This window comes from Pseudomonas peli (assembly GCF_050563605.1).
GTDB lineage: Bacteria > Pseudomonadota > Gammaproteobacteria > Pseudomonadales > Pseudomonadaceae > Aquipseudomonas > Aquipseudomonas peli_A.
In genome coordinates this window covers 182,241-207,082 of sequence record NZ_JBNXUH010000011.1, presented here as the reverse complement: position 1 = coordinate 207,082, position 24,842 = coordinate 182,241, and the positions used below count along the sequence as shown (strand labels likewise).

Annotated in this window: 23 protein-coding genes and 1 pseudogene; 19 read left to right on the top strand and 5 right to left on the bottom strand. The window is 58.7% G+C overall.

Features of this window, described 5'->3' with window-relative positions; all coding sequences use genetic code 11:
* Nucleotides 1–321, bottom strand: a pseudogene (locus ACQ4LH_RS15225) (alginate export family protein); the annotation flags it as partial.
* 342 nt (nucleotides 322–663) lie between these two features.
* On the opposite strand from ACQ4LH_RS15225, the gene ACQ4LH_RS15220 reads away from it, so the two are divergent.
* On the top strand, nucleotides 664–1,464 hold the full coding sequence (locus ACQ4LH_RS15220) for a PhzF family phenazine biosynthesis protein (protein WP_430697918.1): 801 nt from the start codon (nucleotides 664–666) through the stop codon (nucleotides 1,462–1,464).
* 172 nt (nucleotides 1,465–1,636) lie between these two features.
* Here ACQ4LH_RS15220 and ACQ4LH_RS15215 read toward each other — a convergent pair whose 3' ends face one another.
* Together ACQ4LH_RS15215 and argF are read right to left on the bottom strand one after the other, a co-directional pair.
* Nucleotides 1,637–2,743: an ABC transporter ATP-binding protein gene (locus ACQ4LH_RS15215; protein ID WP_430697917.1), complete on the bottom strand. Its 1,107-nt coding sequence runs from the start codon at nucleotides 2,741–2,743 to the stop codon at nucleotides 1,637–1,639.
* Nucleotides 2,740–3,660 carry an ornithine carbamoyltransferase gene (argF, locus tag ACQ4LH_RS15210; protein ID WP_430697916.1) on the bottom strand — a complete coding sequence of 307 codons (921 nt, stop codon included), beginning with the start codon at nucleotides 3,658–3,660 and terminating at the stop codon, nucleotides 2,740–2,742. The genes ACQ4LH_RS15215 and argF overlap by 4 nt, the downstream gene beginning before the upstream one ends.
* A gap of 340 nt (nucleotides 3,661–4,000) precedes the next feature.
* On the opposite strand from argF, the gene ACQ4LH_RS15205 reads away from it, so the two are divergent.
* Together ACQ4LH_RS15205 and grxD are read left to right on the top strand one after the other, a co-directional pair.
* Nucleotides 4,001–6,109, top strand: coding sequence for a molybdopterin oxidoreductase family protein (locus ACQ4LH_RS15205; RefSeq protein ID WP_430697915.1), 2,109 nt, complete (start codon nucleotides 4,001–4,003; stop codon nucleotides 6,107–6,109).
* Between the two features lie 120 nt (nucleotides 6,110–6,229).
* Nucleotides 6,230–6,556 (top strand): Grx4 family monothiol glutaredoxin, encoded by a 327-nt coding sequence (grxD, locus tag ACQ4LH_RS15200; protein WP_430697914.1) that lies wholly within the window; start codon nucleotides 6,230–6,232, stop codon nucleotides 6,554–6,556.
* A gap of 69 nt (nucleotides 6,557–6,625) precedes the next feature.
* Here grxD and bfr read toward each other — a convergent pair whose 3' ends face one another.
* Together bfr and ACQ4LH_RS15190 are read right to left on the bottom strand one after the other, a co-directional pair.
* Complete coding sequence (bfr, locus tag ACQ4LH_RS15195) at nucleotides 6,626–7,096, bottom strand: bacterioferritin (RefSeq protein WP_424482863.1); 471 nt, start codon at nucleotides 7,094–7,096, stop codon at nucleotides 6,626–6,628.
* Between the two features lie 271 nt (nucleotides 7,097–7,367).
* On the bottom strand, nucleotides 7,368–7,586 hold the full coding sequence (locus ACQ4LH_RS15190) for a bacterioferritin-associated ferredoxin (RefSeq protein ID WP_430697913.1): 219 nt from the start codon (nucleotides 7,584–7,586) through the stop codon (nucleotides 7,368–7,370).
* A gap of 394 nt (nucleotides 7,587–7,980) precedes the next feature.
* Here ACQ4LH_RS15190 and flgB point away from each other — a divergent pair, with 394 nt between their 5' ends.
* The 16 genes from flgB to ACQ4LH_RS15110 all read left to right on the top strand — a co-directional run bounded on the left by flgB (nucleotide 7,981) and on the right by ACQ4LH_RS15110 (nucleotide 24,841).
* Nucleotides 7,981–8,388 carry a flagellar basal body rod protein FlgB gene (gene flgB, locus ACQ4LH_RS15185; RefSeq protein WP_430697912.1) on the top strand — a complete coding sequence of 136 codons (408 nt, stop codon included), beginning with the start codon at nucleotides 7,981–7,983 and terminating at the stop codon, nucleotides 8,386–8,388.
* Between the two features lie 15 nt (nucleotides 8,389–8,403).
* Nucleotides 8,404–8,847 (top strand): flagellar basal body rod protein FlgC, encoded by a 444-nt coding sequence (gene flgC / locus ACQ4LH_RS15180; RefSeq protein WP_430697911.1) that lies wholly within the window; start codon nucleotides 8,404–8,406, stop codon nucleotides 8,845–8,847.
* Between the two features lie 25 nt (nucleotides 8,848–8,872).
* Nucleotides 8,873–9,541: a flagellar hook assembly protein FlgD gene (flgD, locus tag ACQ4LH_RS15175; RefSeq protein WP_430697910.1), complete on the top strand. Its 669-nt coding sequence runs from the start codon at nucleotides 8,873–8,875 to the stop codon at nucleotides 9,539–9,541.
* Between the two features lie 43 nt (nucleotides 9,542–9,584).
* Entirely contained in the window at nucleotides 9,585–11,012 is a 1,428-nt protein-coding gene (locus ACQ4LH_RS15170; RefSeq protein WP_430697909.1) for a flagellar hook protein FlgE, read from the top strand.
* Between the two features lie 205 nt (nucleotides 11,013–11,217).
* A complete protein-coding gene (locus ACQ4LH_RS15165) occupies nucleotides 11,218–11,958 on the top strand; it encodes a flagellar basal body rod protein FlgF (RefSeq protein ID WP_430697908.1) in 741 nt (246 codons plus the stop codon).
* A 46-nt stretch (nucleotides 11,959–12,004) separates the two neighbouring features.
* Entirely contained in the window at nucleotides 12,005–12,790 is a 786-nt protein-coding gene (flgG, locus tag ACQ4LH_RS15160) for a flagellar basal-body rod protein FlgG (protein WP_274088298.1), read from the top strand.
* Nucleotides 12,791–12,910: 120 nt separating this feature from the next.
* Nucleotides 12,911–13,630 (top strand): flagellar basal body L-ring protein FlgH, encoded by a 720-nt coding sequence (gene flgH / locus ACQ4LH_RS15155; protein WP_430697907.1) that lies wholly within the window; start codon nucleotides 12,911–12,913, stop codon nucleotides 13,628–13,630.
* Nucleotides 13,631–13,641: 11 nt separating this feature from the next.
* Nucleotides 13,642–14,745 carry a flagellar basal body P-ring protein FlgI gene (locus ACQ4LH_RS15150; protein WP_430697906.1) on the top strand — a complete coding sequence of 368 codons (1,104 nt, stop codon included), beginning with the start codon at nucleotides 13,642–13,644 and terminating at the stop codon, nucleotides 14,743–14,745.
* Between the two features lie 13 nt (nucleotides 14,746–14,758).
* The gene (gene flgJ / locus ACQ4LH_RS15145) at nucleotides 14,759–15,931 is read left to right on the top strand and encodes a flagellar assembly peptidoglycan hydrolase FlgJ (RefSeq protein ID WP_430697905.1); all 1,173 of its coding nucleotides are present in this window, start codon (nucleotides 14,759–14,761) and stop codon (nucleotides 15,929–15,931) included.
* Between the two features lie 6 nt (nucleotides 15,932–15,937).
* Nucleotides 15,938–18,004 (top strand): flagellar hook-associated protein FlgK, encoded by a 2,067-nt coding sequence (flgK, locus tag ACQ4LH_RS15140; RefSeq protein ID WP_430697904.1) that lies wholly within the window; start codon nucleotides 15,938–15,940, stop codon nucleotides 18,002–18,004.
* A 30-nt stretch (nucleotides 18,005–18,034) separates the two neighbouring features.
* Complete coding sequence (locus ACQ4LH_RS15135) at nucleotides 18,035–19,714, top strand: flagellar hook-associated protein 3 (protein ID WP_430697903.1); 1,680 nt, start codon at nucleotides 18,035–18,037, stop codon at nucleotides 19,712–19,714.
* A 168-nt stretch (nucleotides 19,715–19,882) separates the two neighbouring features.
* On the top strand, nucleotides 19,883–20,947 hold the full coding sequence (locus ACQ4LH_RS15130) for a methyltransferase domain-containing protein (RefSeq protein WP_430697902.1): 1,065 nt from the start codon (nucleotides 19,883–19,885) through the stop codon (nucleotides 20,945–20,947).
* 99 nt (nucleotides 20,948–21,046) lie between these two features.
* Nucleotides 21,047–21,736 (top strand): class I SAM-dependent methyltransferase, encoded by a 690-nt coding sequence (locus ACQ4LH_RS15125; RefSeq protein ID WP_430697901.1) that lies wholly within the window; start codon nucleotides 21,047–21,049, stop codon nucleotides 21,734–21,736.
* On the top strand, nucleotides 21,733–22,929 hold the full coding sequence (locus ACQ4LH_RS15120; protein ID WP_430697900.1) for a DegT/DnrJ/EryC1/StrS family aminotransferase: 1,197 nt from the start codon (nucleotides 21,733–21,735) through the stop codon (nucleotides 22,927–22,929). The genes ACQ4LH_RS15125 and ACQ4LH_RS15120 overlap by 4 nt, the downstream gene beginning before the upstream one ends.
* Complete coding sequence (locus ACQ4LH_RS15115) at nucleotides 22,926–24,125, top strand: DegT/DnrJ/EryC1/StrS family aminotransferase (protein ID WP_430697899.1); 1,200 nt, start codon at nucleotides 22,926–22,928, stop codon at nucleotides 24,123–24,125. The genes ACQ4LH_RS15120 and ACQ4LH_RS15115 overlap by 4 nt, the downstream gene beginning before the upstream one ends.
* The gene (locus ACQ4LH_RS15110; protein WP_430697898.1) at nucleotides 24,122–24,841 is read left to right on the top strand and encodes a WbqC family protein; all 720 of its coding nucleotides are present in this window, start codon (nucleotides 24,122–24,124) and stop codon (nucleotides 24,839–24,841) included. Before ACQ4LH_RS15115 ends, ACQ4LH_RS15110 begins: the two co-directional genes overlap by 4 nt.
* Nucleotide 24,842: the final 1 nt, after the last annotated feature.

The following is a 24,842-nucleotide window of genomic DNA, read 5'->3' as shown; positions in this document are numbered from 1 at the left end:
GGCGACCACCGAGTACTCGCTCTGGCCGTTGCGGGTTTCGTTGTAGCTGGCATTGCCGATGCGGCTGACGTTGTCGGCCTCGATCAGCGCCGACAGGCCGTACCACTTGCCGCTCTGCACGCCGACGCGGGTGCGCAGGGTTTGCGCGTTGGCGTGCTTGAGGGCGTTGTCCTGATCGACATGCTCATAGCGGTAGCGCGCGTCGAGGATCGGCTTGGCCTCGCTGAACAGGTTGCTGAAGGACTCCTCGGCAAAGGCGGCGTGGCTGAAGGTGGTGCCGGCAATGGCCAGCGACAGCAGGGACAGTTTCATCATGCGCATAGCGGTCTTCCTGTAAGCCAAAAAACGCAAAAAAAAACGTCACAGCGCCCATGTCTCGAAAGGAGAGGGGTGCTATGACGTCGTTGTCGGTTGAGTGGCAGACACGCCGTTGTGCTGACCGGGGTGGGTCATAGCAGGCGGCGTGCCAGGATTTATAAGCTGCTGATTTGTGAAGAATTAGTGAATTTTTAAGAACCTTTGGCGATTAACCTGTGCACCGTCGCTGCCCGGCGCGCATTCAGACGGTGCAGCTGTACTGGCGCAATCGTCGGCCGCTGTAGTAGGCGCAAGTTGCCGTGCTGCGGCATGCTCTACGCCATCACAGATAAGGAGCGTCGCCCCATGCAGCTTGAATTTCACCAGGTTGATGCCTTTGCCACGCAGCCATTTACCGGTAATCCGGCGATGGTTTATCGCCTGGACAGCTGGCTTGAAGATGGCCTGATGCAGCAGATTGCCGCCGAGCACAATCTGGCGGAAACCGCCTTTGTAGTGAAGGAAGGTGCGGCCTGGCATATCCGCTGGTTTACCCCTGCAGCCGAAGTGCCGCTGTGCGGCCATGCCACCCTGGCCAGTGCCCATGTGCTGTTCGAGGTGTATGGCGAGCCGGGTGAGGTGATCGATTTTACCTGCCTGTCCGGTGCACTGAGTGTCAGCCGCGCAGGCAACAAACTGGTGCTGGATTTCCCCGTGCGCCGGGCGCAGCCCTGTGAGCTGCGCGCAGAGGTCGAACAGGCGTTGGGCCAGCCGGTAGAAAGCGTGCTGGCGCTGCATGAGGGGCAGGGTATTCAGGAGCTGCTGGCGATTCTGCCAAACGAGGCTGCGGTGCGTGCTTGCCAGCCGGACCTGGCAGCAGTGGCCAAGTTGCCGGGGCTGGGCTTGCTGATCAGTGCCGCCGGCGAGCGGCATGATTTCATCTCGCGCTACTTCGCCCCGGCCATCGGCATCGATGAAGACCCGGTTACTGGCTCTACCCACTGCATGCTTACGCCTTACTGGGCGCAGCGCCTGGGCAAGTCTCAGCTGAGCGCCTACCAGTGTTCGGCGCGTGGCGGCGAGTTGCACTGCGAGTTGGCTGGTGAGCGGTTAAAGATCGCCGGCCAGGCGCTGTTGATTGCCAGTGGCCGGCTATTTTTGCCGTAGCCGCTTAAACCTGTTCACGATCTAGCGAGCTAGAGCCATGCAAGGCGCTACGTTAGTAACAGCCTTCGGCTGGTCAAGCAGGCGAGGAAGCGGAGTTTACGAGCTGTAAATGAGCATTCCGAGCTTGTTTTTAACGCAGCAGGGCCGACGCGCAGCAGATTGTGAACAGGTTTTAGCTGTCGCTGCTGTAGCGGCGTACCCCCGACTCCCCCAGATTGACCTGGGCGGCAATGCTGCCCGGAGCGGGGAATACCACCAGATGGTCGGCGGCAACGCGAATGCCGACCTGCTGGCCGGGCAGGTGGTCGGCGTGGCTGGGGAAGATTGATTCCAGCTGGCTGCCGGTGGGCAGTTGCAGGCGGTATAGAGTGGCGGCGCCGAGGAAGGTCTTGCCGACGATCAGCGCTTTTTGCGTGCTGTCCGGGTCATAAACGATGTCGTCCGGGCGCAGCAGCACGTCCACCGCGCTGCCGGTTGGCCAGGTGTAGGCACGGTTGCCGCGAATCAGGCCCAGTTCGGTCTGCACCGAGTCCGGGCTGAGCAGCTGGCCACGAATAAAGTAGCCCTGGCCGATAAAGCTGGCGACAAAGGGCGTCAGCGGCTCGTGGTACAGGTTGAACGGGGTGTCCCACTGCTCCAGCTTGCCTTCCTTGAACACGCCGACATGGTCGCTGACGGCAAAGGCTTCTTCCTGGTCATGGGTCACCAGAATCGCGCTGGTGCCGCGCGCCTTGAGAATGTCGCGTACTTCATGGCTCAAGCGCCGGCGCAGCTCGCCATCCAGGTTGGAAAACGGCTCATCAAGCAGCAGCAGTTGCGGTTCCGGGGCCAGCGCACGGGCCAGGGCCACACGTTGCTGTTGGCCGCCGGACAGTTCGTGCGGGTAGCGTTTGCCAAGGTGGCCGAGTTTGACCAGCTCCATCAGCTCCTGGGTAACCCGTTCGCAGTTGGCTTGCTTACGGATACCGAAGCCAATGTTCTCGGCCACGCTCAGGTGTGGGAACAGCGCGTAATCCTGGAACACCATGCCGATCCGACGTTTCTCCGGGGCCAGGGTAAAGCCAGCCTTGGAGATAACCTGATCGGCCAGTTGAATTTCGCCTTCCAGCACCGGTTCGAAGCCGGCAATCGCGCGCAGTGTGGTGGTCTTGCCGCAGCCCGAAGGGCCGAGCAGGCAGCCGATATCACCGGCGTTCAGGTGCAGGTTGAGCTGTTGCACCACCTTGTGTCCGGGGTAGCCGCAGCTCAGCTCGCGCAGGTTCAGCAGAGGTTGGCTCATGCGTGGTGGTACGCCGGCTCAACCAGAAATTCGAGCAGCGCTTTCTGCACATGCAGGCGGTTTTCCGCTTGATCCCAGGCTGCCGCGCGTGGGTCGTCGAGCAGATCTTCGCTGATTTCCTCACCACGGTGAGCCGGCAGGCAGTGCAGGAACAGCACATCTTCTGCGGCGGCATCGAGCAGCGCCCGGTTGACCTGATAGGGCTGGAACAGCTTCAAGCGTTCGGCGGCTTCGTCTTCCTGGCCCATGGAAGCCCACACATCGGTGCTCACCAGGTGCGCGCCGGCAACGGCGGCAAGCGGGTCGCGCAGAATCTGCACACGCTCGCCGGCCGCAGCGAGGAATTTGGCGTTCGGCTCATAGCCCTCGGGGCAAGCGACGCGCAGCTGGAAGTCGAACTGGATGGCCGCTTCTATATAGGAGTTACACATATTGTTGCCGTCGCCGACCCAGGCCACGGTTTTGCCTTTGATGCTGCCGCGGTGCTCCTGATAGGTCTGCATATCGGCCAGCAGCTGGCAGGGGTGCAGGTCATCGGACAGGCCGTTGATCACCGCCACCCGCGAGTTGGCGGCGAATTCGGTCAGGGTGCTGTGGGCGAAGGTGCGGATCATTACCGCATCAAGCATGCGCGACATAACGATGGCAGCGTCGCCAATCGGCTCGCCACGGCCCAGCTGGGTATCGCGCGGCGAGAGGAAGATGGCCTGGCCGCCGAGCTGGATCATGCCGGCTTCGAACGACAGGCGGGTGCGGGTCGAGGCCTTTTCGAAGATCATGCCCAGCACGCGGTTTTTCAGCGGCTCGAACAACACGCCGCGGTTACGCAAGTCCTTCAGCTCCATGCCGCGGCGGATCAGGCTCACCAGTTCGTCCGGTGTGCAATCCATCAGCGAGAGAAAGTGTCTTGCGCTCATCGTTAACTACCTTTTGACAGCTGGGCGCAGGTTCAATGGCCTAATTAAATAGAAGAAACGGCAGAACCTGCGGCTGGGGGGCCGCACTATGCGACGAAACGGGGAAGTCGCGATCTTATAAGCAAACGCCGATCAGGCGCAAATTGCCTGCATTGACGCGGCGAACGGGGCTGGGCAGGTCGGCGCACGCTGAGCCGTATATCGGCTGACCTGATGCCGCGCAATTCACGTAGCGAACCCTGCTGGCGCAGGTCAGCACCAGCCGCCATAGTCATGTTTTTACGATATTCAGCGTATCGATTTAGAACCTCGTGAGGTTCTTAAAACAAGAGGCAAGGCCATGACCAAGACCCTCCACCACCGTGCATGCCATCTCTGCGAAGCCATCTGTGGCCTGACCATTGAAACCGAAGTGCAGGACGACGGTTCCACGCAGATCCGCTCGATCAAGGGCGATGCCCAGGACAGCTTTAGCCGTGGCCATATCTGCCCCAAGGCAGTGGCCCTGCAGGATATCCAGAGCGACCCTGACCGCCTACGTCAGCCCATGCGCCGTGTCGGCAATGAGTGGCAGGCCATCGACTGGGATGAAGCCTTCGAGCTGGTGGCCGAGCGCCTGAGCACGATCCAGACACGGCATGGGCAGAACGCTGTGGCGGTGTATCAGGGCAACCCGAGCGTGCATAACTACGGCCTGATGACCCACAGCAACTACTTCCTTGGCCAGCTGAAAACCCGCAACCGTTATTCGGCTACCTCGGTTGACCAGCTGCCGCATCACCTGACTAGCCACCTGATGTACGGCCATGGCCTGCTGATTCCGATTCCGGACATCGACCACACCGACTTTATGCTGATCCTGGGCGGCAACCCGCTGGCTTCCAACGGCAGCATCATGACCGTGCCAGATGTGGAAAAGCGTCTGAAGGCCATTCAGAAACGCGGCGGTAAGCTGGTGGTAGTCGACCCGCGCCGCAGTGAAACGGCGGCGATTGCCGACCAGCATCTATTCGTCCGACCTGGCCAGGATGCTGCGCTGCTGTTCGGTCTGCTCAATACCCTGTTTGAGGAAAACCTCGGCCGCGCCAGCCACCTGGCGATAGATGGGCTGGATGAAGTGCGTCAGGCGATTGCCGGCTTTACTGCCGAAACCATGAGCGCCCGCTGCGGCGTGACGGCGCAAACGATTCGCCAGTTGGCGCGCGACTTTGCCGCTGCCGAATCGGCGGTCTGCTACGGGCGTATGGGCGTCTCCACCCAGGCCTTCGGCACGCTGTGTCAGTGGCTGGTGCAGCTGATCAACCTGGTCAGCGGCAACCTCGATCGAGTGGGCGGCGTGCTCTGCACCGAGCCGGCCGTGGACCTGGTGGCCTCGACTTCCGGTGGACATTTCAATCGCTGGCAGAGCCGCGTATCCGGCTTGCCGGAATACGGCGGCGAATTGCCGGTGTCGGCCCTAGCCGAGGAAATGCTCAGCGAGGGCGAAGGGCAGGTGCGCGCCCTGGTTACGGTGGCGGGCAATCCGGTGCTGTCCACGCCCAATGGCCGGCAGCTGGAGCAGGCGCTGGATGGCCTGGAGTTTATGCTCAGCATCGACTTCTACATCAACGAAACCACCCGCTATGCCGACCTGATCCTGCCGCCGACCGGGCCGCTGGAACACGATCACTACGACACCACCTTTAATGTCTTCGCGGTGCGTAATGTCACCCGCTTCAATGAGGCGGTGTTGGCCAAGCCTGCCGGCGCGCTGCATGACTGGGAAATCTTCGTCGGTCTGGCCAAGGCCTTTGCCGCCAAGACGGGTGTAGAACTCAAACCGACCATGGCACCTGAGCAGATGATCGATATGGGTCTGCGCTTTGGTACTTACGGCGACAAGTCGGAACATAAGCTGTCGTTGGCTGCGCTGCGTGAACACCCGCATGGTCTCGACCTGGGCGCGCTCAAGCCCAACCTGGCGGGTCGCCTGAAAACTGCCAACAAGAAAGTTCAGGCGGCGCCGGCGGTGATCATGGCCGACCTGCAGCGCTTTGCTGAACAGCCGACGGCCAAGGCGGATGAGCTGCTGCTGATCGGTCGACGCCATGTGCGCAGCAATAACTCCTGGATGCACAACTACCACCGCCTGGTTAAAGGCAAGCCGCGCCATCAGTTGTTGATGCACCCGGCGGATCTGAGCCAACGAGGGCTAACCGATGGCCAATTGGTGCGCGTGCGTTCGCGGGTCGGGGTCATCGAGGTGGAAGTGGCCGCCAGTGAAGACATGATGGCCGGCGTGGTCAGCCTGCCGCACGGCTGGGGCCATGCGCGGCCCGGTGTGCAGATGAGCATCGCCAGCGAACAGCCCGGCGCCAGCGCCAATGACCTGACCGATGAGCGGCAACTCGACGTATTGTCCGGCAATGCTGCGCTGAACGGTGTGCCGGTGCAGGTTGAGGCGGCCTGATCAGGCGATATTCGGCATAAGTAAAGTGGCAGGGAAGGCCGAGCATCACGCTCGGCTTTTCGTTACAATGCCGCCACCGTGCCGACCCGTGAGTCGGGAAGTTAAGTCCTGAGGTGCCCAATGGATATCATCGAAACTATCAAAGAACAGATCGGCAACAACACCGTTCTGCTGTACATGAAAGGCTCGCCGAACGCGCCACAGTGCGGCTTTTCCTCCAAAGCTGCGCAGGTTGTGATGGCCTGTGGCGAAAAATTCGCCTACGTCGACATCCTGCAAAACCCGGAAATCCGCGCCAACCTGCCGAAGTACGCCAACTGGCCGACCTTCCCGCAGCTGTGGGTCGGCGGTGAACTGGTCGGCGGTAGCGACATCATGGCGGAAATGTTCGACAAGGGTGAGTTGCAGACCCTGATCAAGGACGCCGTGCAGAAAGCCAGCGCTTAATCGGCTGCACAGAAACAACAAACCCCGCCAAGTGCGGGGTTTGTTGTTTATGGCGTGAGGGGTTCGCCCTTACTCTTCCATTTGCGACTGCAGGTAATTCTGCAGACCTACGGCCTCGAGCAGGCTGAGCTGGGTTTCCAGCCAGTCGATATGGTCTTCTTCCGAGCAGAGGATTTCTTCAAGCAGTTCGCGGCTGGCGTAGTCACCGATGCTTTCGCAGTAGGCAATCGCCGCTTTCAGGTCGATATGCGCCTTGTGTTCGATCTTCAGGTCGCACTCGAGCATTTCCTTGGTGTTTTCACCGATCAGGATCTTGCCGAGGTCTTGCAGGTTTGGCAGGCCTTCGAGGAAAAGGATGCGCTTGATCAGCTTGTCCGCATGCTTCATTTCGTCGATGGACTCATGGTACTCGTGCTCACCGAGCTTCTTCAGGCCCCAGTCCTCATACATGCGTGCGTGCAGGAAGTACTGGTTGATCGCGACCAGCTCGTTACCGAGGATCTTGTTCAGATGCTGGATGACCTTCTTGTCGCCTTTCATGTCTGCGTCTGCCTTGCAGGGGAGTTAGCGTTAAATTCTGGGCCGATGGTTTTCGACTGTCAAACCTAAGTATTTGAATTTAAAGTTAAAATTAATATGAATACGAATGCTTAAGTTCTGCGCTTTGGCGCTAAGGTATTGAATTTCAGGCATAAAAAATGCCCGGGAGAGATTTTTAACGTCGCGTAGCGGCGGCCTGCAGGGTGGCCGCCATGGATGGTCGACCATAAAAAAACCGGACACTAGGTCCGGTTTTTTTATATCGCTAGATTCAGGCAGCAACAAAGTTCGCTGGATAGGCCATGGCGGCTTGGCTGTTCTGCACGTCGCTCAATGTTTCCCGTACCACTTGCTTGGCCAGGCAGGCGCATTTGCCGCATTGGCTGGCGACGCCGAGGGTGGCGCGCACATCACGGTAGCTGCAGCAGCCTTCGTAGATGGCTTCGCGGATCTGACCGTCAGTAACACCTTCGCAGAGACACACGTACATGATTAAGGCTCGTGGCAGGGCAGTGGTTAATGCGACGGATACTAATGTTAATGAGAATGCTTGTCAAAACTGCGTGTGGTTGATTGCGGATTACCTGACAGGCGGTGAATTACAGCAGTCTGGCGACTGGTGGCGAGGTCGTAGCTCGGACTGAGCAATCGCTGGCAACGCAGTTTTGGCCGAGCCTGACCGCACGGTGCCAGGCGAGCGGCAATAGGCAATACCCGCTTGCCGCTTGCTTGCCTACAGGCGGAAAGCGCTTGCCGCTTTGCCACTTTTATCGATGCGTTTATAGATCAAGTTATTGATAAATAAGTAAAAAATAATATGGCACAAGCATTGCTTATGGTCTTGCACGGAAAACAGCAACGGCAACCGACAAAGGTTTCTGACCATGAGCATCAGTTTCGATCGGGCACTCGGCATACATGAACAGGCACTGGGCTTTCGCGCTCAGCGCGCCGAGGTGTTGGCCAACAACATCGCCAATGCCGACACGCCGCACTACAAGGCGCGTGATCTGCAGTTCGCCAGCGTGCTGGCTGAGCAAAGTGCCAAGAGCCAGCGTGGCCCGGTCAGCCTGAATCGTACTGATAGTCAGCATATTCCTGCCGATGGCGTGATGGTTGGTGATGCCAACCTGGCGTATCGCACGCCGTTCCACCCTTCGATTGATCAGAACACCGTCGACCTGCAGATCGAGCAGTCCAATTACGCGGAAAACTCGGTGCAGTTCCAGGCTAGCTTTACCCTGCTCAACAGCAAATTCAAAGGGCTGGTCAGCGCCCTGCGCGGCGATTAATAGGAGCCTGAAGCCATGTCACTAGCCAGTGTTTTCAACATCGCCGGAACCGGGATGAGCGCCCAGAGCACTCGCCTGAACACCATTTCCAGCAACATCGCCAACGCCGAGACGGTCTCTTCGAGCATCGATCAGACCTACCGCGCACGGCATCCGGTGTTCGCCACCATGTTCCAGTCGGCGCAGAACGGTGATCGCGGTTCACTGTTTGCCGAGCAGGATGAAGCCGGTGTCGGCGTGCAGGTGCTGGGTGTGGTCGAGGATCAGGGCAGCCTGATGCCGCGCTATGAACCGAACCATCCAGCGGCCGATGCCGGCGGCTATGTGTATTACCCCAACGTCAACGTGGTGGAGGAAATGGCCGACATGATTTCCGCCAGTCGGGCCTTCCAGACCAACGTTGAAATGATGAACACCGCCAAGCAGATGATGCAGCGCGTATTGACCCTGGGTCAGTAAGCCGTCGGATAAGGAGCGCAGACTTATGAGTACTGTTGGCGATGTCAGTGGTTCGGCACTGGATCAATACCAGATCAAGAACGAGACCAAGACGAACAAGGACCTGGGCAAGAACGAGTTTCTCAACTTGCTGGTGGCCCAGTTGAATAACCAGAACCCGCTGGAGCCGCAAGGTAATGGCGAGTTTATCGCCCAGCTAGCGCAGTTCAGCCAGGTTGAGGGGATCGAGAAGTTGAATACCAGCATGGGCTCGCTGCTCACCGGCTATCAGTCCTCTCAGGCGCTGCAGGCGTCCTCGCTGGTGGGCCGCAAGGTGATTATCCCGAGCGACAAGGCAGTGGTCGATACCAGCGAAAGCTTCAAGGCCAGCCTGGTACTCCCAGCCAGCAGCAGCAACGTCTACGTCAACATCTATGACAAGGCAGGTTCTGCGGTGGGTCGAGTCAATCTGGGCGAACAGGCGGCCGGCAATGTCAGCTTTATCTGGGATGGCAAGGATGCCAGCGGCAATCTGTTGCCGCCCGGCACTTACAAGTTCGAAGCCCAGGCCACCTACGCCGATGGCACCAAGGGGCTTTACACCATGCTGCCGGCCAACGTCGACAGCGTCACCTTGGGCGGCAAAGAGTTGATGTTGAACCTGGCGGGGCTTGGCAGCGTGCCAATGTCGCAAGTCCAGGTTATCGGTCAGTAACTAACAGGTTTTAGCCGCCGGCTGTCCGGCAAAGGAGTCTTCCATGGGTTTCAATATCGGTCTTAGCGGTCTACGTGCGGCGACCAGTGACCTCAATGTGACCGGCAACAACATCGCCAACGCCGGTACGGCTGGTTTCAAGCAGTCTCGCGCCGAGTTTGCCGATGTGTATGCGGCATCCGTGTTGGGCTCCGGCGCCAATCCGCAGGGCAGTGGTGTGCTGCTCGGTGATGTGTCGCAGCTGTTCAACCAGGGCAATATCAACTATACGCAGAATGCTCTGGATCTGGCGATCAACGGCAATGGCTTCTTTCAGACCAGTAACAATGGAGAAGTAAGTTACACCCGTGCCGGTTACTTCGGCACTGATCGCGACGGCTTTCTGGTCAACAACTTCGGTTACAAGCTGCAGGGCTATGCGGTAGATGCCAACAACAACCTGCAAAATGGCGTGATCAGCGACCTGCAGATTGAGACGGCGAGCCAGGCTCCCCGCGCAACGGGTGAGCTGACGCAAACTTTTAATCTGAACTCAACCAATCTAGTGCCTGTGGTTTGGCAGGGCGCTTACGATGCGTCAATTGCAGGAGCGGTGGACCCGTTAAACCCGACGGCGGCGGAGATCGCGACCGCGCGTGCAGCAGCCAATGCCACCTTTGACCCTGCAGACCCAACAACCTACAACTCTTCGACCTCAACGAATGTGTATGACACTCAAGGCAATGCTCATGTGTTGAGTCAGTACTTTGTTAAGAATGCTTCAAATGAGTGGCAGATGAATGTGTTGATAGATGGTCGTAATCCGGCTGATCCCACTTCAACTGTGCCGTATTCAATGGCTGTAGGTTTTACTGCCAGTGGCCAATTGGATACTGCCAGTCTGGTTTCTGGTGACTATGACGGTGACACGGTGCCGGACTTTGCTGTTGATCCAGCCACGGGGCGTTTCACTGTTGATGGTTGGATACCGGCAGCTCCGGATAATTCTGTACCACCAGTTTGGTCGGCAAATGGTGCTAATGCCGATCCTGACGGCATTCTGGTCGATCTGCGCAGTTCCACCCAGTTCGCCAGCTCCTTCGCGGTTAACAGTGTCAGTCAGGACGGTTACACCACCGGCCAGTTGGCCGGGCTGGAAATCGATGACACAGGGGTGATCTTTGCTCGCTACACCAACGGCCAGTCGAACATTCAGGGGCAGGTGATTCTGGCCAGCTTCGCCAACGTGCAGGGGCTAACACCGGTGGGCAAAACAGCCTGGGTGCAATCCTTTGCCTCGGGTGAGCCGGTGGTCGGTACGCCGCGTAGCGGCACGCTGGGAGCTCTGCAGTCCGGTGCGCTGGAGGACTCTAACGTTGAGCTGTCGGATCAGCTGGTTAACCTGATCGTGGCGCAGCGCAACTACCAGGCCAACGCCAAGACCATTGAAACCGAAAGTGCGGTGACCCAGACCATTATCAACCTGCGTTGATAAGTGTTGCCTGCGGCAGGCAAGCACCTGTCGCAGGCGGCAAAAGTACGCCACGTTGGCGTTTGAAAGGCTCATTCTGAGCCTTTTTTATTTTTTAAAATTCATATTTATCAATGGCTTATTTCTATTTTTCGAGTACTGGCATAACCATTGCTTTATAGCTTGCATAGAGCAGCGGGGCGGCAAGCCCACTCGGAGAATAACCATGGACAAGATGCTGTACGTTTCCATGACTGGTGCCCACAACAACACCCTGGCCCAGCGTGCCCACGCCAACAACCTGGCAAACATCACCACCAATGGATTCCGCCGGGATTTTGAGCAGGCGCGCTCCATGCCGATCTTTGGTGACAGTTATCCGTCGCGGGTCTACGCCATGAGCGAACGCCCGGGTACTGACTTCACCCCAGGTTCTCTGCAGGAAACCGGCCGCGATCTCGATGTGGCAGTTGGCGGCAAGGGCTGGTTGGCCGTGCAAGCGCCGGACGGCACTGAAGCCTATGTGCGTACCGCCAGCCTGAACGTCGATGCCTTGGGCGTGTTGCGTACCGGCAACGGCTTGCCGGTGATGGGCAACGCTGGGCCGATTGCGGTACCGCCAGAGCAGAAAATAGAGATCGGCAAGGACGGCACCATCAGCATTCGTGCCTTGGGTGAGGCACCCAACGTGCTGGCTGAGGTAGACCGTTTGAAACTGGTCAACCCGGACCTCAAGCAGATGGAGAAAGGCACCGACGGGATGATTCGCTTCAAGGGCCAGGGCCCGGTGCAGGCGGACGCCAATATGGAAATCACATCGGGCTTTCTTGAGTCGAGCAACGTCAACGCCGTGGAAGAGATGACCGCGATCCTCTCGCTGTCCCGCCAATTCGAATTGCAAGTGAAGATGATGCGCACCGCCGAAGACAATTCGGCGGCCATGGCGCGCGTCTTGCAGATGACCTAATTATCAGCACGCGGCGTCGTTAAAACGACGCCCGAGGAGAATCGATATGCTTCCGGCACTGTGGGTCAGCAAGACCGGTCTGTCCGCTCAGGACATGAACCTGACCACTATTTCCAACAACCTGGCCAACGTCTCGACCACTGGCTTTAAGCGTGATCGCGCCGAGTTCGAGGACCTGCTGTACCAGATCCGTCGTCAGCCTGGCGGCCAGTCCAGTCAGGACAGCCAATTGCCGTCCGGCTTGCAGCTGGGTACCGGTGTGCGGGTGGTGGGTACGCAGAAAATCTTCACTGCCGGTAGCCTGCAAACCACCGAACAGCCGCTGGATATGGCAATCAACGGCCGGGGTTTCTTCCAGGTGTTGCTGCCTGACGGCACCGTCTCCTATAGCCGCGACGGTAGCTTTCATCTGAACTCCGATGGCCAGGTGGTGACATCCAACGGTTATGCCCTGGAGCCCGCCATCGTGCTGCCCAACGAGGTGCGCACTTTTACCGTGGGTGAAGACGGCACGGTATCGGTGACCACCTCTGGCAACCCGCAGCCGCAGATCGTCGGCAACCTGCAGACCGCCGACTTTATCAACCCGGCGGGTCTGGAAGCGATCGGCAACAACCTGTTTCTGGAAACCGCTTCCAGCGGCGCACCGCAGGTCGGTACGCCTGGCCTGAACGGCTTGGGCACCACACTGCAGAACACCCTGGAAAACTCCAACGTCAGCGTGGTCGAGGAACTGGTGAACATGATCACCACTCAGCGCGCCTATGAAATGAACTCCAAGGTCATTTCCACTGCTGACCAGATGCTCGGCTTTATTTCGCAGAATCTTTGATAAGTAGGCGGGTTAGTCGCGCTGCGGCTGGCTTGGCCCTGATAACAGCAAGGAATCGCTTGAACTGGCACTGGTGGCTCACGTTGCACGCCACCCCAGGCAACGCATGAGGTAGTAGATATGAACCGGCTGATAATCATAAGTGCACTGCTTGGCCCCCTGGCTTTGAGCGGCTGCATGGCTCCCGCGCCTAAGCCGGATGATCCCTATTACGCTCCGGTGATGCCGCGTACCCCGCTGCCAGCGGCGCAGAACAATGGCTCGATCTATCAGGCTGGTTTCGAGAATGGCCTGTTTGGCGACCGCAAGGCCTATCGTGTAGGTGACATCATCACCATCACCCTGAATGAGCGCACCCAGGCCAGCAAGAACAGCAACAGCCAGATCAGCAAAGACAGTTCGGCCAACCTGGGCGTGCCCAATTTGTTCGGCATGGCCGTTTCGCCGAAAAACCCACTGGCAGGTCTTAGCGCATTGGGCATGACCAATGACAACCTCAGCCTGGAAGCCAGCTTTGACGCCACCCGTGAGAGCGAGGGTTCCGGCGCGGCTGGGCAGAGCAATAGCCTGACCGGTTCAATTACCGTTTCGGTCGCCGAAGTGATGCCCAACGGTATCCTACTGGTGCGCGGTGAGAAGTGGATGACCCTCAATACCGGCGATGAGCTGGTGCGGATTGCCGGCCTGGTGCGCGCCGATGACATCGCCACCGACAACACAGTGTCCTCAACCCGGATTGCCGATGCGCGCATCACCTACTCGGGTACTGGCGCTTTTGCCGATGCCAGTCAGCCGGGCTGGATGAGCCGTTTCTTTCTTAGCCCAATGTGGCCGTTCTGAGGATGGCCACCATGACCCTTTCCAAGTACCTACTGGCTGCGGCCGCTCTGTTGCTGGCTTCGCTGGCTCAGGCCGAGCGGCTTAAGGACCTGGCCAGCATTCAGGGCGTGCGCACTAACCAGTTGATTGGCTACGGCCTGGTGGTTGGCCTCAACGGTAGCGGCGACCAGACCACGCAAACGCCGTTCACCGTGCAGACCTTCAACAACATGATGGCGCAATTCGGCATCAAGGTGCCGCAAGGCGGCAACGTGCAGCTGAAGAACGTCGCTGCGGTGTCGATCCATGCGGATCTGCCGGCGTTTGCCAAGCCCGGGCAGACCATCGACATCACCGTGTCCTCCATCGGTAACGCCAAGAGCCTGCGTGGCGGCAGCCTGCTGATGACGCCGCTCAAGGGTATCGACGGCAACGTTTACGCGATTGCCCAGGGCAACCTGGTGGTCGGCGGTTTTGACGCAGAAGGCGGCGACGGCTCGCGGATTACCGTCAATGTGCCGTCGGCGGGTCGCATTCCTGGCGGCGCGACGGTCGAGCGGCCGGTGCCAAGTGGTTTCGATCAGGGCAACACCCTGACGCTCAATCTCAATCGTCCGGATTTCACCACCGCGAAGAATATCGTCGACCATATCAACGAACTGCTCGGCCCAGGCGTCGCGCAGGCGGTGGATGGTGGCTCGATTCGCGTCAGCGCGCCGCTGGATCCGGGTCAGCGGGTGGACTACCTGTCGATTCTGGAAAACCTCGAAGTCGAGATCGGTCAGGCCGTGGCCAAGGTCATCATCAATTCGCGTACCGGCACCATCGTGATTGGCCAGAACGTACGCGTGCAGCCTGCCGCCGTAACCCACGGCAGCCTGACAGTGACCATTACCGAAGACCCGATTGTCAGCCAGCCGGAAGCATTGTCCGGTGGCCAGACCGCCGTGGTGCCGCGCTCGCGGGTGAATGCCGATGAAGAAGCCAAGCCGATGTTCAAGTTCGGTCCCGGGACCACGCTGGATGAAATCGTCCGCGCGGTGAATCAGGTTGGCGCTTCGCCTTCCGACCTTATGGCCATCCTGGAGGCGCTGAAACAAGCCGGCGCTCTGCAGGCTGATCTGATCGTGATTTAAGGGAGCGCACGCCATGGACTCTCGCCTTTCAGCCGGTTTGCTCGGCGGCACCAGCACCGTCGACAGTGGTGCCTACAACGATCTCAATCGCCTCAACCAGTTCAAGGTCGGCGGTGACAGCGAAAAGAACATCAAGAAGGTGGCTCAGGAGTTCGAGTCGCTGTTTCTCAATGAAATGCTCAAGGCTATGCGCTCGGCCAACGAAGTGTTCGGTGAAGGCAACTTCATGAACAGCAACGAGAGCAAAACCTACCAGGACATGCATGACCAGCAGCTGTCGGTGACCATGTCCAATCACCAGAACGGTATCGGCCTGGCCGACGTGCTGGTGCGGCAGATGTCGAAGATCAAGGATGCCAGCAGCCGCCCCAATCCTTTTGCCCAGGTTGATGAGCCGGTACCGAGCGCGCCGAGCAAACCTTTGGCCAAGGTCGACGGCGCGCGTGATGACACCTCATTGATCAACCAACGGCGCTTGTCGCTGCCAGGCAAGCTGACTGATCGTCTGTTGGCGGGCATCGTGCCATCGACCACTGCCGCCGATGGCCAGCCCTTGGCGCAGAACGATTGGATTCCCGCCAAGGCCTTTGCCGCACCCGCCGATACCGCGCTGGGCTTGAACGGCATGGACGCGATCACCGGTCGGCGCATTGCCCAGCCGCCACTGGCGCCGGGCAAAGCTGCGTTCGGCTCGAAGGATGAATTTATTGCCGCCATGTTGCCGATGGCCGAGAAGGCCGCCGAGAAGATTGGCGTCGACCCGCGTTACCTGGTGGCCCAGGCCGCGCTGGAAACCGGTTGGGGCAAGTCGATCATTCGCCAGCAGGACGGAACCAGCAGCCATAACTTGTTCGGCATCAAGACCCATAACACCTGGGAAGGCGACTCGGCGCGGGTGCTGACCACCGAGTTCAAGGGCGGTAAGGCGGTCAAGGAAGCGGCCTCGTTCCGCGCCTATGACTCCTTCGAGCACAGCTTTAACGATTTTGTGAGCTTCCTGCAGGGCAATGGCCGTTACGAGAAAGCCCTGGCCAACACCGACAAGCCTGAGCAGTTCGCCCGTGAGTTGCAGAAAGCCGGTTACGCCACGGACCCGCAGTACGCCCGCAAGATCGCCCAGATAGCGCGGCAGATGCAGACCTATCAAACAGTTGCGGCAGTCAGTACGCCGTCCACTAACGGATGATGAAACATGGCTGACTTACTCAATATTGGCCTGTCCGGGCTGTCGGCGAACAAGACTTCGCTGGCAGTCACCGGCCATAACATCACCAACGTCAATACGCCGGGTTTCTCGCGCCAGGAGACGATCCAGGCCACGCGCATTCCGCAGTTCAGCGGTGCGGGCTATATCGGCTCGGGCACCACGCTGGTCGATGTGCGGCGCATCTATAACGAATTTCTCAATACCCAGGTGCGCAGCAGCACGGCGCTCAACAGCGATACCCAGAGCTACCTGAGCCAGATCAACCAGCTCGACTCGTTGCTGGCCGGCAGTACCACCGGTGTCAACCCGGGCCTGCAGAAGGTGTTTGCTGCGCTGCAAACTGCCGCTGAAGACCCGGCCAATATTCCTGCACGGCAGCTGGCGTTGTCCGAAGCCGAGGGCTTGGCCAAACGCTTCAATACCGTATACGACCGCCTGTACGAGCAGAACGCCTTTATCAACAAGCAGTTGTCGGCGGTGACCGATCAGGTCAACCAGCTAGCTGGGTCGATTGCCGGTTACAACGAGGCCATTGCGATTGCCGCATCCAACGGCCAGCAGCCCAATGATCTGCTCGATGCCCGCGAAGAAGCGGTGCGTAAGCTGTCGACCTTTATTGGTGTGACGGTCGTCACCCAGGATGACAACAGCTACAACCTGTTTGTGGGGTCAGGCCAGCCGTTGGTGGTGGGCAGCCAGGCTTCGCGCCTGGAAGTGGTGCCGGGCTTGTCCGACCCGCTGCGCAGTGAGGTGCAATTTGTCAGCGGCAACTCGCGCCAGGGTATTACCTCGCTGATTACCGGCGGCGAGATGGGCGGGCTGATCCGCTACCGCGAAGATGTGCTGGATACCACGCTGAACTCGGTTGGGCGCCTGGCGCTGTCGGTTACCGATCAAGTCAACCGTCAGCTGGGCCAGGGCCTGGACCTCAATGGTCAGTTTGGCAATGGCCTGTTTCGTGAGCTGAATGATCCGTTGTTGATCGGCCAGCGCAGCCTGGCGCGGGTTGGGAATACCGGCGATTTGGGCGGCCCGTTGCCTATTGTTCCTGGCAATCTCAACGTATTGATCGAAGACACTACCCAGCTGACCACCAGCGACTATGAGGTGGAATTCACCAGTACGACCGATTACACCGTGCGGCGCGTCAGTGATGGCACCAGCTTTGGTCCGTTCGACATCACTGTGGTACCAGCGGCGGAGTTCGACGGCATCTCGCTAAACGTTGCCAGTGGCACCTTTGCCGCCGGTGACCGTTTTCGCGTGATGCCCACGCGCAATGCTGGCGAGTCCATCCGCGCAGATATGAAACGGCCGGAAGAGTTGGCCTTTGCTGCGCCACTGAAATCGCAAACCAGCCCGGCGAATATCGGTACCGGGGTGATCAGTCAGCCAACCCTGCTGACTGAAATCGACATCTATGACCCAGTGGCGCAAGCCGATCTGGAAACCAGTCTGCGTAATGCGCCGCCGCTGCGCATCGTGATGGGGCCAGCTGGTGGTGCTACTCAGACTTATGAGGTGTTCAACCTCAGCGGTGGGGCCCCTATCGACAGCGGGGTCATAGTGCCAGGGCAGAACAACTCCCTGACCATTACCGTGCCGGCATCGGTCGGGCCACCGCCGGTGCCAGTACCTTTTGACTATGAAGTAAGTATCAGCGGCCGGCCCCAGGGTGGCGATAATTTCTCGGTTTCCTTCAACACCAATGGGGTGTCTGATAACCGTAACGCCCTGAAGCTGATTGATCTGCAGAGCCGCGCGACGATTGGGATCAATCCTCTGGCGCCGGCGACCACCGGCTCAAGTTTTACCGATGCCTATGGCGATCTGGTGGAGCGGGTAGGCACCCTGACCAGCCAGGCGCGGGTCGATGGCGAGGCCACTGGCGCTATTCTCAAGCAGGCCACCGATAACCGTGATTCGATTTCAGCGGTCAACCTTGATGAAGAAGCGGCCAAATTGATTCAGTTCGAACAGTACTACCAGGCGTCGGCGCAGATCATTCAAGTTGCCCGCAGCCTGTTCGATACACTGATTAACACGTTCTGACGCGCCGTCTAGAACTTCGAGGTTAGTTTTATGGTTATGCGCATCTCTTCGATCCAGGCCTTCAATAACGGTGTCAGTGGCCTTGGGCGCAACTATTCCAACCTGATCCGCACCCAGGAGCAGATCAGCAGTGGTAACCGTATTCTCACCCCGGCCGATGATCCGGTGGCGTCGGTACGCCTGCTGCAGCTCGAACAGCAGCAGGCCGTTCTGGGCCAGTACAAGGAAAACCTCACCGCGGCGAAGAACAGCCTGACCCAGGAAGAAACCACCATCAAATCGGTGGTCAACGTTCTGCAGCGCATCCGCGAACTGGCGGTGCAGGCCGGCGGCGGTGCGCTGTCAGCTGATGACCGTAAATCGATTGCCAAGGAACTGGGCGAGCGTGAGGGCGAGCTGCTCAATCTGATGAACAGCCGCAACGCCCGTGGTGAGTACCTGTTCAGTGGCTTTCTCGGTAAAACCGAACCATTTTTGCGTAATCCCGATGGTACCTATTCCTATCAGGGCGATGAGGGCCAGCGCAGCCTGCAGGTAGCCGGCTCAAGTAACGTGGCGATCAACGATAACGGCAAGCGGTTGTTTGAAGATGTAAGCAATGCCAATCGGATTATCAATGCGCTTGGCGTCAATAACGCCGCTTTACCGACTCCGCCATTACCGGCCACAAGCATTCCGGCGCTGCCGACGGCAGATCAGCGGGTATTTATGTCGCCTGGCCTGGTGCAGGACAATCAGGCCTTCAACAGTGATTTCCGCGCTGGCGAGCCTTATTCACTGGCGTTTATCAGCGGTACTGAGTTTCGTATCTATGACAGCGCCGGTGCTGACGTTACGTCCGAGGTGCCGGGTGGCGGTTTGATTGATCCCTTGGTTAGTGGCGGCAATACCATCAATTTCCGCGGCATGCGCTTTCAGTTGGATGTGGTGTTGCAGCCCGGGGACAACGAGCTGGATTTGGACAACCTGCTGGCTAATACCGCCACGCCGGGAACGCCGGGTATCAATACTCATAGTTTCACGCTGCAGTCGGCACCAACAGACTTTGCCGTCAATCGCTCGTCAACCAACAACTCGGCTGCGATCGTTGCTCCGGTAGGTATCAGCAACCAGATAGACTTCGATAGCCTGTTCCCGACCTCCGGTATCGTGCTGCGCTTTACCGATGACACTAATTACGAGGTCTACTCCCAGCCAGTCGGGCCTGGCAGCCCGGTACTTGACACTGGCACTGTAGTCGGACCCTATCCGGCAACATTCAGTGTGTTCGGTGCGGACTTCACTCTGTCGGCCCCTGCAGCGGTTGCCGGTGGTGACGAGTTTGGTGTGCAGCCGCAGTTTCAGGAGCAGCGCAGCATCCTCAACACCATCAGCCGTTTGCGCCAAGCTTTGGAATCGTCACCTACATCACCCGCCGGTAATCTTGGTGTGCGCGATGAAGTGGCGATTGCGCTGACTAATCTCGATAACGGCATGGGTAAAGTCCTGGAGGTACAGACGGAAATCGGCGCTCGGCTGAATCTGATCGACACCACTGAAATTGATAACGAAGATGTCACCCTGGTCAACAAGGCCGTGCAGGCTGATCTGCGTGAGTTGGATTACGCTGAAGCGTTGTCACGCTTGTCATTCCAGACCATCATTCTTGAAGCCGCGCAGCAGAGCTACGTGAAGATCGCCGGGTTGAATCTGTTTAATCAGTTGCGCTGATTCCCCCTCCGTAAGCGCACTATTCTTGTGCTTACTCCCGTACTGAGTTGGCTAGCATTTTGCAAATGCCCTCATCAGTACGGCCTTTGGCCAAATCATTGACGTTTTTCCTGGCGTCACCTGATGAGTTTTCGGGTGTCTTCGGCGCGTGCCGAGTACGAGGCTTTTATGGCGAATGATCTGCAGGTAATCAAAGAACAGGCCTACCAGGCCTTTGCCGCTGGCGACCTTACTGGTGCGCTGGCGCTTCTTGAACAGGTTCGGCAGTCCATTGGGCTTTATGCCGAACTGGCCAATGATCTGGCCGTAATCCATTACAAGTTGGGCGATACACCGAGCGCCCTGCAGTTTTTTCGCCAGGCCCTTGCGCTGCAAGGTGAAAGCGAACATTTGGTCGCCAACAACCTGCTCGGCATTCTTGAGCAACAGGGACAGCAAACAGAATTGCCGCCCTCGAAACCGGTGCAGCAACAACCGGTAGTTGCTGCTGTTTCGCAGAGCCGAGCCCCAGCGCTTTATCCCTGTCCTGTATGCAAGCAAGCGAATGTCACTTTTGCTGCGATTCCCGAATTCTATCGAGAGAACGCCCGACGTCATGGTTTCGTGCATTACGGCCAGGGCGAGATGACGGCCCACGATAGCTACACCTGCACGCGTTGCGGTGCGACTGATCGTGAACGTTTGTACGTCTATTGGATGGAACAGGAAGTAGCTGCCGGACGTTTGCGCCAAGGTGCCAAGGTCATGCACTTCGCGCCGGAACAGGCGATGTCTCGGTTGATCCGTGGCAGCCGTTTTTTCGACTATGCAACCGCAGATTTAGTCATGAAGGGAGTGGACTATCAGGTTGATCTGATGGACATTCCGTTTGCTGACGACGCGTACGATTTCTTTATCTGCAGCCATGTACTTGAACATGTGGCCGATGACGGCAAGGCGATTCGTGAGCTGCGCCGTATCACCCGTGGTGGCGGCTACGGCATTCTAATGGCTCCAATCATCGTTGGTATCGAACACACTCTAGAAGACCCAAGCGTTAGCGATGACGCCGGACGTTGGCGTCTTTATGGGCAGAATGATCACGTACGGCTATACGCCCACGATGATTACGTGCGCAAAATCGAGGACAACGGTTTCAGCGTCGACCAGTACGGTATCGACTACTTCGGTGCCGAGGCGTACGCGGCAATGGGCCTGAAACCGAGCAGCATTCTCTATATTGCACGCGCATAACGGCATGATGGGATCGCCGGAAGGATGACCTAAGCTGTTGGTAGGCGGCCATCCGCGGACGGCGATCAATTTAATCGCAGTAGGTAGGGGTGAACTCCCGTGGAATCAGATTTCAAGGAATACCCGAAAAACCTAGCTCCCGATGACTTCTGGGGGCAGATCAAACGGTCGGTCAATGGCCAGCCGGTTTCGGAAGAGCAGATTCAACTGATAGTCGCGACCATCAAAAATGCGCTGGCCTTCCAGTCAGGTGACCGCCTGCTGGATCTGGCCTGCGGCAATGGCGCTCTATCGCGCTATTTCTTCGATGATTGCGCTGAAGTCTATGGTGTGGACTATTCCGAGGTGCTGATCGAGGTAGCCAAGCGTTATTTCGAACAGCTACCGCTACGACGTTTCGAGCTGGCCGATGTCGGCAAGTACATAACCGCCGAGACCGATCCGACGCGTTTTACCAAGGTGCTGTGCTATGGCAGCTTCCCATATTTCCCCGAGGCCACCGCGCGCCTGGTGTTGACCACTTTGTGCCGCGATTACAGCCAGGTCGAGCGGGTGTTTATCGGCAATCTGCCGGATCTCGAGCGTTATCAGGACTTCTACACCGATGGCCGTGACCATACCGCCGAACTCAAGCACCACGACTCGAAAATCGGCATCTGGCGTAGCGCCGAAGAGTTCTGCCAACTGGCTGCCGATTGCGGCTGGCAGGCGCATATCCAGCTTATGCCCAAGGGCTTCTACACGGCGCACTACCGCTATGACGCCCTGCTCGAACGCGCGCGCCCATGAGTGCCAAATCCAGTTGTGATGAGCTTGCGCTGTTCGGCGGCCAGCCACTGTTCGATCTGCCGCGCTCGACGTCGAGCCTGGTTCAGCCGGATTTCGAGCGTTTTCTGGAGTATTCGCGGACCTTTTACGAGGCTCATCAGTTCACCAACAATGGGCCGTTGGTGCAGCTGTTGGAGCGGCGCTTGGCAGAGTTCCATCAAACCAGTCACTGCGTCACTTTTTGCAGCGGCTTCTGGGCGCTGGTGTTGGCGATCAAATGCCTGGCGTTGCCGGGGCGTCGGGAAATCGTCATGCCCTCGCTGACCTATCGGCGCATGGCCGATGTGGCGGCCTGGGCCGACCTGGTGCCGCGCTTCTGTGAAGTCGATCCGCATACCCTGGGGCTGAGTGCCGACACTGTGCGCCCGCATTTGAACGAACAGACCGCGCTGATTCTCGGCGTGCATCCGATCATGAATTGCTGCGATGCAGTTGGGCTGGAGGCGCTGGCCGAGGAAAGCGGTATTCCGGTGTTTATCGATGCCGTTGAATCGGTCTATGAAACCTATGCCGGGCGCAAAGTCGGCAGCTTCGCTCGGGCCGAGTGTTTCTCGCTGCATGCCAGCAAGCTGCTCAATGGCTTCGAGGGCGGATACATCACCACCAACGACGCCGAGTTGGCGGCCAAACTGGTGCGCATGCGTGGTTTCGGTTTTTACACCCCGGATAACGTTCAGGAACTGGGCATGAACGCCAAACTCAACGAAGTGCATGCTGCCATGGCCCTGGCCGGGCTGGATGCTTTGGACGCGCAGGTGGCGCGCAATCGTGAGCGTTACTTGGCTTATCGTCGGGAGCTGGCGGGCGTGCCGGGCGTGCGCCTTGTCGAGTTTGACGAAAGCCAGCGGAGCGGCTTCAAGAACATTCTGATTGAGCTGCTCGACGATTGGCCGCTGCCCAGGGCGCAGACCCTGAGCCTGCTCAACGCCGAACGCATTCTCGCTCGCGCCTATTATTCGCCGGCGCTGCACCAGAAACCCACCGATTACCCGACTATCGGCGGCTCGCTGCCAGTGACCGAGCGGCTCGCCGAACGCTTTGTGCTGCTGCCTTGTGGCCATTTCGTCGATGAGCAGGACATCCATGCCATCGTTGCCATGCTGGGCTTTTTCCATGCCCATGCCGACGAATTGCGCCAGAGGATTGCCATATGAGCGCCGTCGAACTCGCCATCCTTGGCGCCACTCCAGCGTTCGAGCAGCCGCTGCCGGTCGGTCAGCTGTATTTTCCCGAATGGTCCGCCTATGAAGCAGCCATGCGCGGCATCTTCGAGCGCCAGTACTACACCAACCAGGGACCGTTGACCCAGCAACTGGAGCAGGTGTTGCAGGAGCGTCTTGGCGTGCGTCACGCCATTTGCGTCACAAATGCCACCATCGGTCTGCTGATGGCCGCCGATGCCCTGGACCTGCGAGGTAAGGTGATCACCCCAGCGTTCTCCTTTATCGCCACGTCGCAGTCGCTCACCTGGGCGGGGTTGGATCCGTTGTTCTGCGATGTCGATCCCTTGACCCATCAGCTCGATCCTGCTCGGGTGGAAGAGCTGCTGGCAGACAATGACGTCAGCGCGATATTGGCAGTCAACCTGTGGGGCGATGTCTGCGCCCATGACCGACTACTTCAGCTCGCCGAGCGTCGTGGCGTGCCGCTCTATTACGATTCAGCCCATGCCTTTGGTTGCGCGGTGCAGGGCAGGGCGGTCGGCAACTTTGGCGCCCTTGAAGTGTTTTCCTTCCACGCCACCAAGGTGTTGAGCGCCGCCGAAGGCGGTTGCGTGTGCACCAATGATGATGAGCTGGCTGCTCGCCTGCGCAATATCCGCAGCAGTTATGGCGCTGGGCACCCGGTACATGTCAGTCGTACCGCCAACGGCCGCATGTCCGAAGCGCAGGCGGCCATCGCTTTGCTCAGCCTCGATAATTTCGCTCAGACCCTCGAGCGCAACCGGGATATTTTCGCCGCCTATCGCGATGCTTTGGCCGGTTTGCCGGGTTTGCGTCTGATCGAACCGCAGGCGGTGAGCGCGACCAATTACCAATATGTGGTCTGTGAGATTGATGCCGAATGCTTCGGCCTCAGCCGTGATGAGCTACAGGCGGTGTTGCGCGCGGAAAACGTGTTGGCGCGGCGTTATTTCTACCCCGGCATCCACCGCTGCACGCCCTATGACGAGCGTTACCCGCAGGTGGCCGAGCGTCTGCCGGTAACCGAGGCGTTGTGTACCAAGGTGCTGCAGTTACCGATCGGCCAACCGATAGACGTGGCCGGTGCGCGGCGCATTGGTCAAATCGTCCGCGCGGCTCAGGAGCAAGCCGCCAGTGTTCGCCGCAATCTGGGAGGGCTGGCGTGAGACTGGGTATCATGCAGCCGTACTTCTTCCCGTACCTCGGTCACTTCGCGCTGATCGCCCATACCGAGCGCTGGGTGGTGTTCGATGTCAGCCAGTACACTCCCAAGTCCTGGATGAGTCGTAACCGCGTACTGCACCCCCAAGCCGGTTGGAACTACATCAACGTACCTTTGGCCAACTCATCTATCGCCATTGCGACTCATGAGGCTCGTGTGCAGGACTTGCAAAAGACCCGCATCAGTGTGCTCGGCAAGCTGACCCACTACCGGCGCAAAGCGCCGTTCTATGAACAGGTGGTGCAGTTGGTGAATCGTACTTTCGACGCGGTAGCGAGTGAGTCACTGGTCGAACTTAACGTACAGGGATTGGCAGCGGTATGCGCCTATCTCGAGCTGCCGTTCGATTATTCGGTCTGTTCGGAGCTGGGTTTGGAGCTGCAACATATCGACAGCCCCGGAGGTTGGGCGCCGGCGATCAGCCAGCAGCTGGGCGCTAGCTTCTATCTGAATCCGCCTGGCGGCCGTGACCTGTTCGATCTGCAGGATTTTGCCCGTAATGGTATCCAGCTCGGCTTTATGCAATTCGACGAGTTCCGCTACGACACCGTGCCCTATACCTTCGAACCGGGGCTTTCGGTGCTCGATGTATTGATGTGGAACAGTCCGCAGAAAGTGCGCGAAGTGCTGAGCAGTCACTCCCATATTCTCGATGCTTGAA

Excerpts from the sequence above, each read along its gene's own strand:
- ACQ4LH_RS15220 (WP_430697918.1), top strand. The coding sequence starts at position 664 with ATGCAGCTTGAATTTCACCAGGTTGATGCCTTTGCCACGCAGCCATTT.
- ACQ4LH_RS15215 (WP_430697917.1), bottom strand. The coding sequence starts at position 2,743 with ATGAGCCAACCTCTGCTGAACCTGCGCGAGCTGAGCTGCGGCTACCCC.
- argF (WP_430697916.1), bottom strand. The coding sequence starts at position 3,660 with ATGAGCGCAAGACACTTTCTCTCGCTGATGGATTGCACACCGGACGAA.
- ACQ4LH_RS15205 (WP_430697915.1), top strand. The coding sequence starts at position 4,001 with ATGACCAAGACCCTCCACCACCGTGCATGCCATCTCTGCGAAGCCATC.
- grxD (WP_430697914.1), top strand. The coding sequence starts at position 6,230 with ATGGATATCATCGAAACTATCAAAGAACAGATCGGCAACAACACCGTT.
- bfr (WP_424482863.1), bottom strand. The coding sequence starts at position 7,096 with ATGAAAGGCGACAAGAAGGTCATCCAGCATCTGAACAAGATCCTCGGT.
- ACQ4LH_RS15190 (WP_430697913.1), bottom strand. The coding sequence starts at position 7,586 with ATGTACGTGTGTCTCTGCGAAGGTGTTACTGACGGTCAGATCCGCGAA.
- flgB (WP_430697912.1), top strand. The coding sequence starts at position 7,981 with ATGAGCATCAGTTTCGATCGGGCACTCGGCATACATGAACAGGCACTG.
- flgC (WP_430697911.1), top strand. The coding sequence starts at position 8,404 with ATGTCACTAGCCAGTGTTTTCAACATCGCCGGAACCGGGATGAGCGCC.
- flgD (WP_430697910.1), top strand. The coding sequence starts at position 8,873 with ATGAGTACTGTTGGCGATGTCAGTGGTTCGGCACTGGATCAATACCAG.
- ACQ4LH_RS15170 (WP_430697909.1), top strand. The coding sequence starts at position 9,585 with ATGGGTTTCAATATCGGTCTTAGCGGTCTACGTGCGGCGACCAGTGAC.
- ACQ4LH_RS15165 (WP_430697908.1), top strand. The coding sequence starts at position 11,218 with ATGGACAAGATGCTGTACGTTTCCATGACTGGTGCCCACAACAACACC.
- flgG (WP_274088298.1), top strand. The coding sequence starts at position 12,005 with ATGCTTCCGGCACTGTGGGTCAGCAAGACCGGTCTGTCCGCTCAGGAC.
- flgH (WP_430697907.1), top strand. The coding sequence starts at position 12,911 with ATGAACCGGCTGATAATCATAAGTGCACTGCTTGGCCCCCTGGCTTTG.
- ACQ4LH_RS15150 (WP_430697906.1), top strand. The coding sequence starts at position 13,642 with ATGACCCTTTCCAAGTACCTACTGGCTGCGGCCGCTCTGTTGCTGGCT.
- flgJ (WP_430697905.1), top strand. The coding sequence starts at position 14,759 with ATGGACTCTCGCCTTTCAGCCGGTTTGCTCGGCGGCACCAGCACCGTC.
- flgK (WP_430697904.1), top strand. The coding sequence starts at position 15,938 with ATGGCTGACTTACTCAATATTGGCCTGTCCGGGCTGTCGGCGAACAAG.
- ACQ4LH_RS15135 (WP_430697903.1), top strand. The coding sequence starts at position 18,035 with ATGGTTATGCGCATCTCTTCGATCCAGGCCTTCAATAACGGTGTCAGT.
- ACQ4LH_RS15130 (WP_430697902.1), top strand. The coding sequence starts at position 19,883 with ATGGCGAATGATCTGCAGGTAATCAAAGAACAGGCCTACCAGGCCTTT.
- ACQ4LH_RS15120 (WP_430697900.1), top strand. The coding sequence starts at position 21,733 with ATGAGTGCCAAATCCAGTTGTGATGAGCTTGCGCTGTTCGGCGGCCAG.
- ACQ4LH_RS15115 (WP_430697899.1), top strand. The coding sequence starts at position 22,926 with ATGAGCGCCGTCGAACTCGCCATCCTTGGCGCCACTCCAGCGTTCGAG.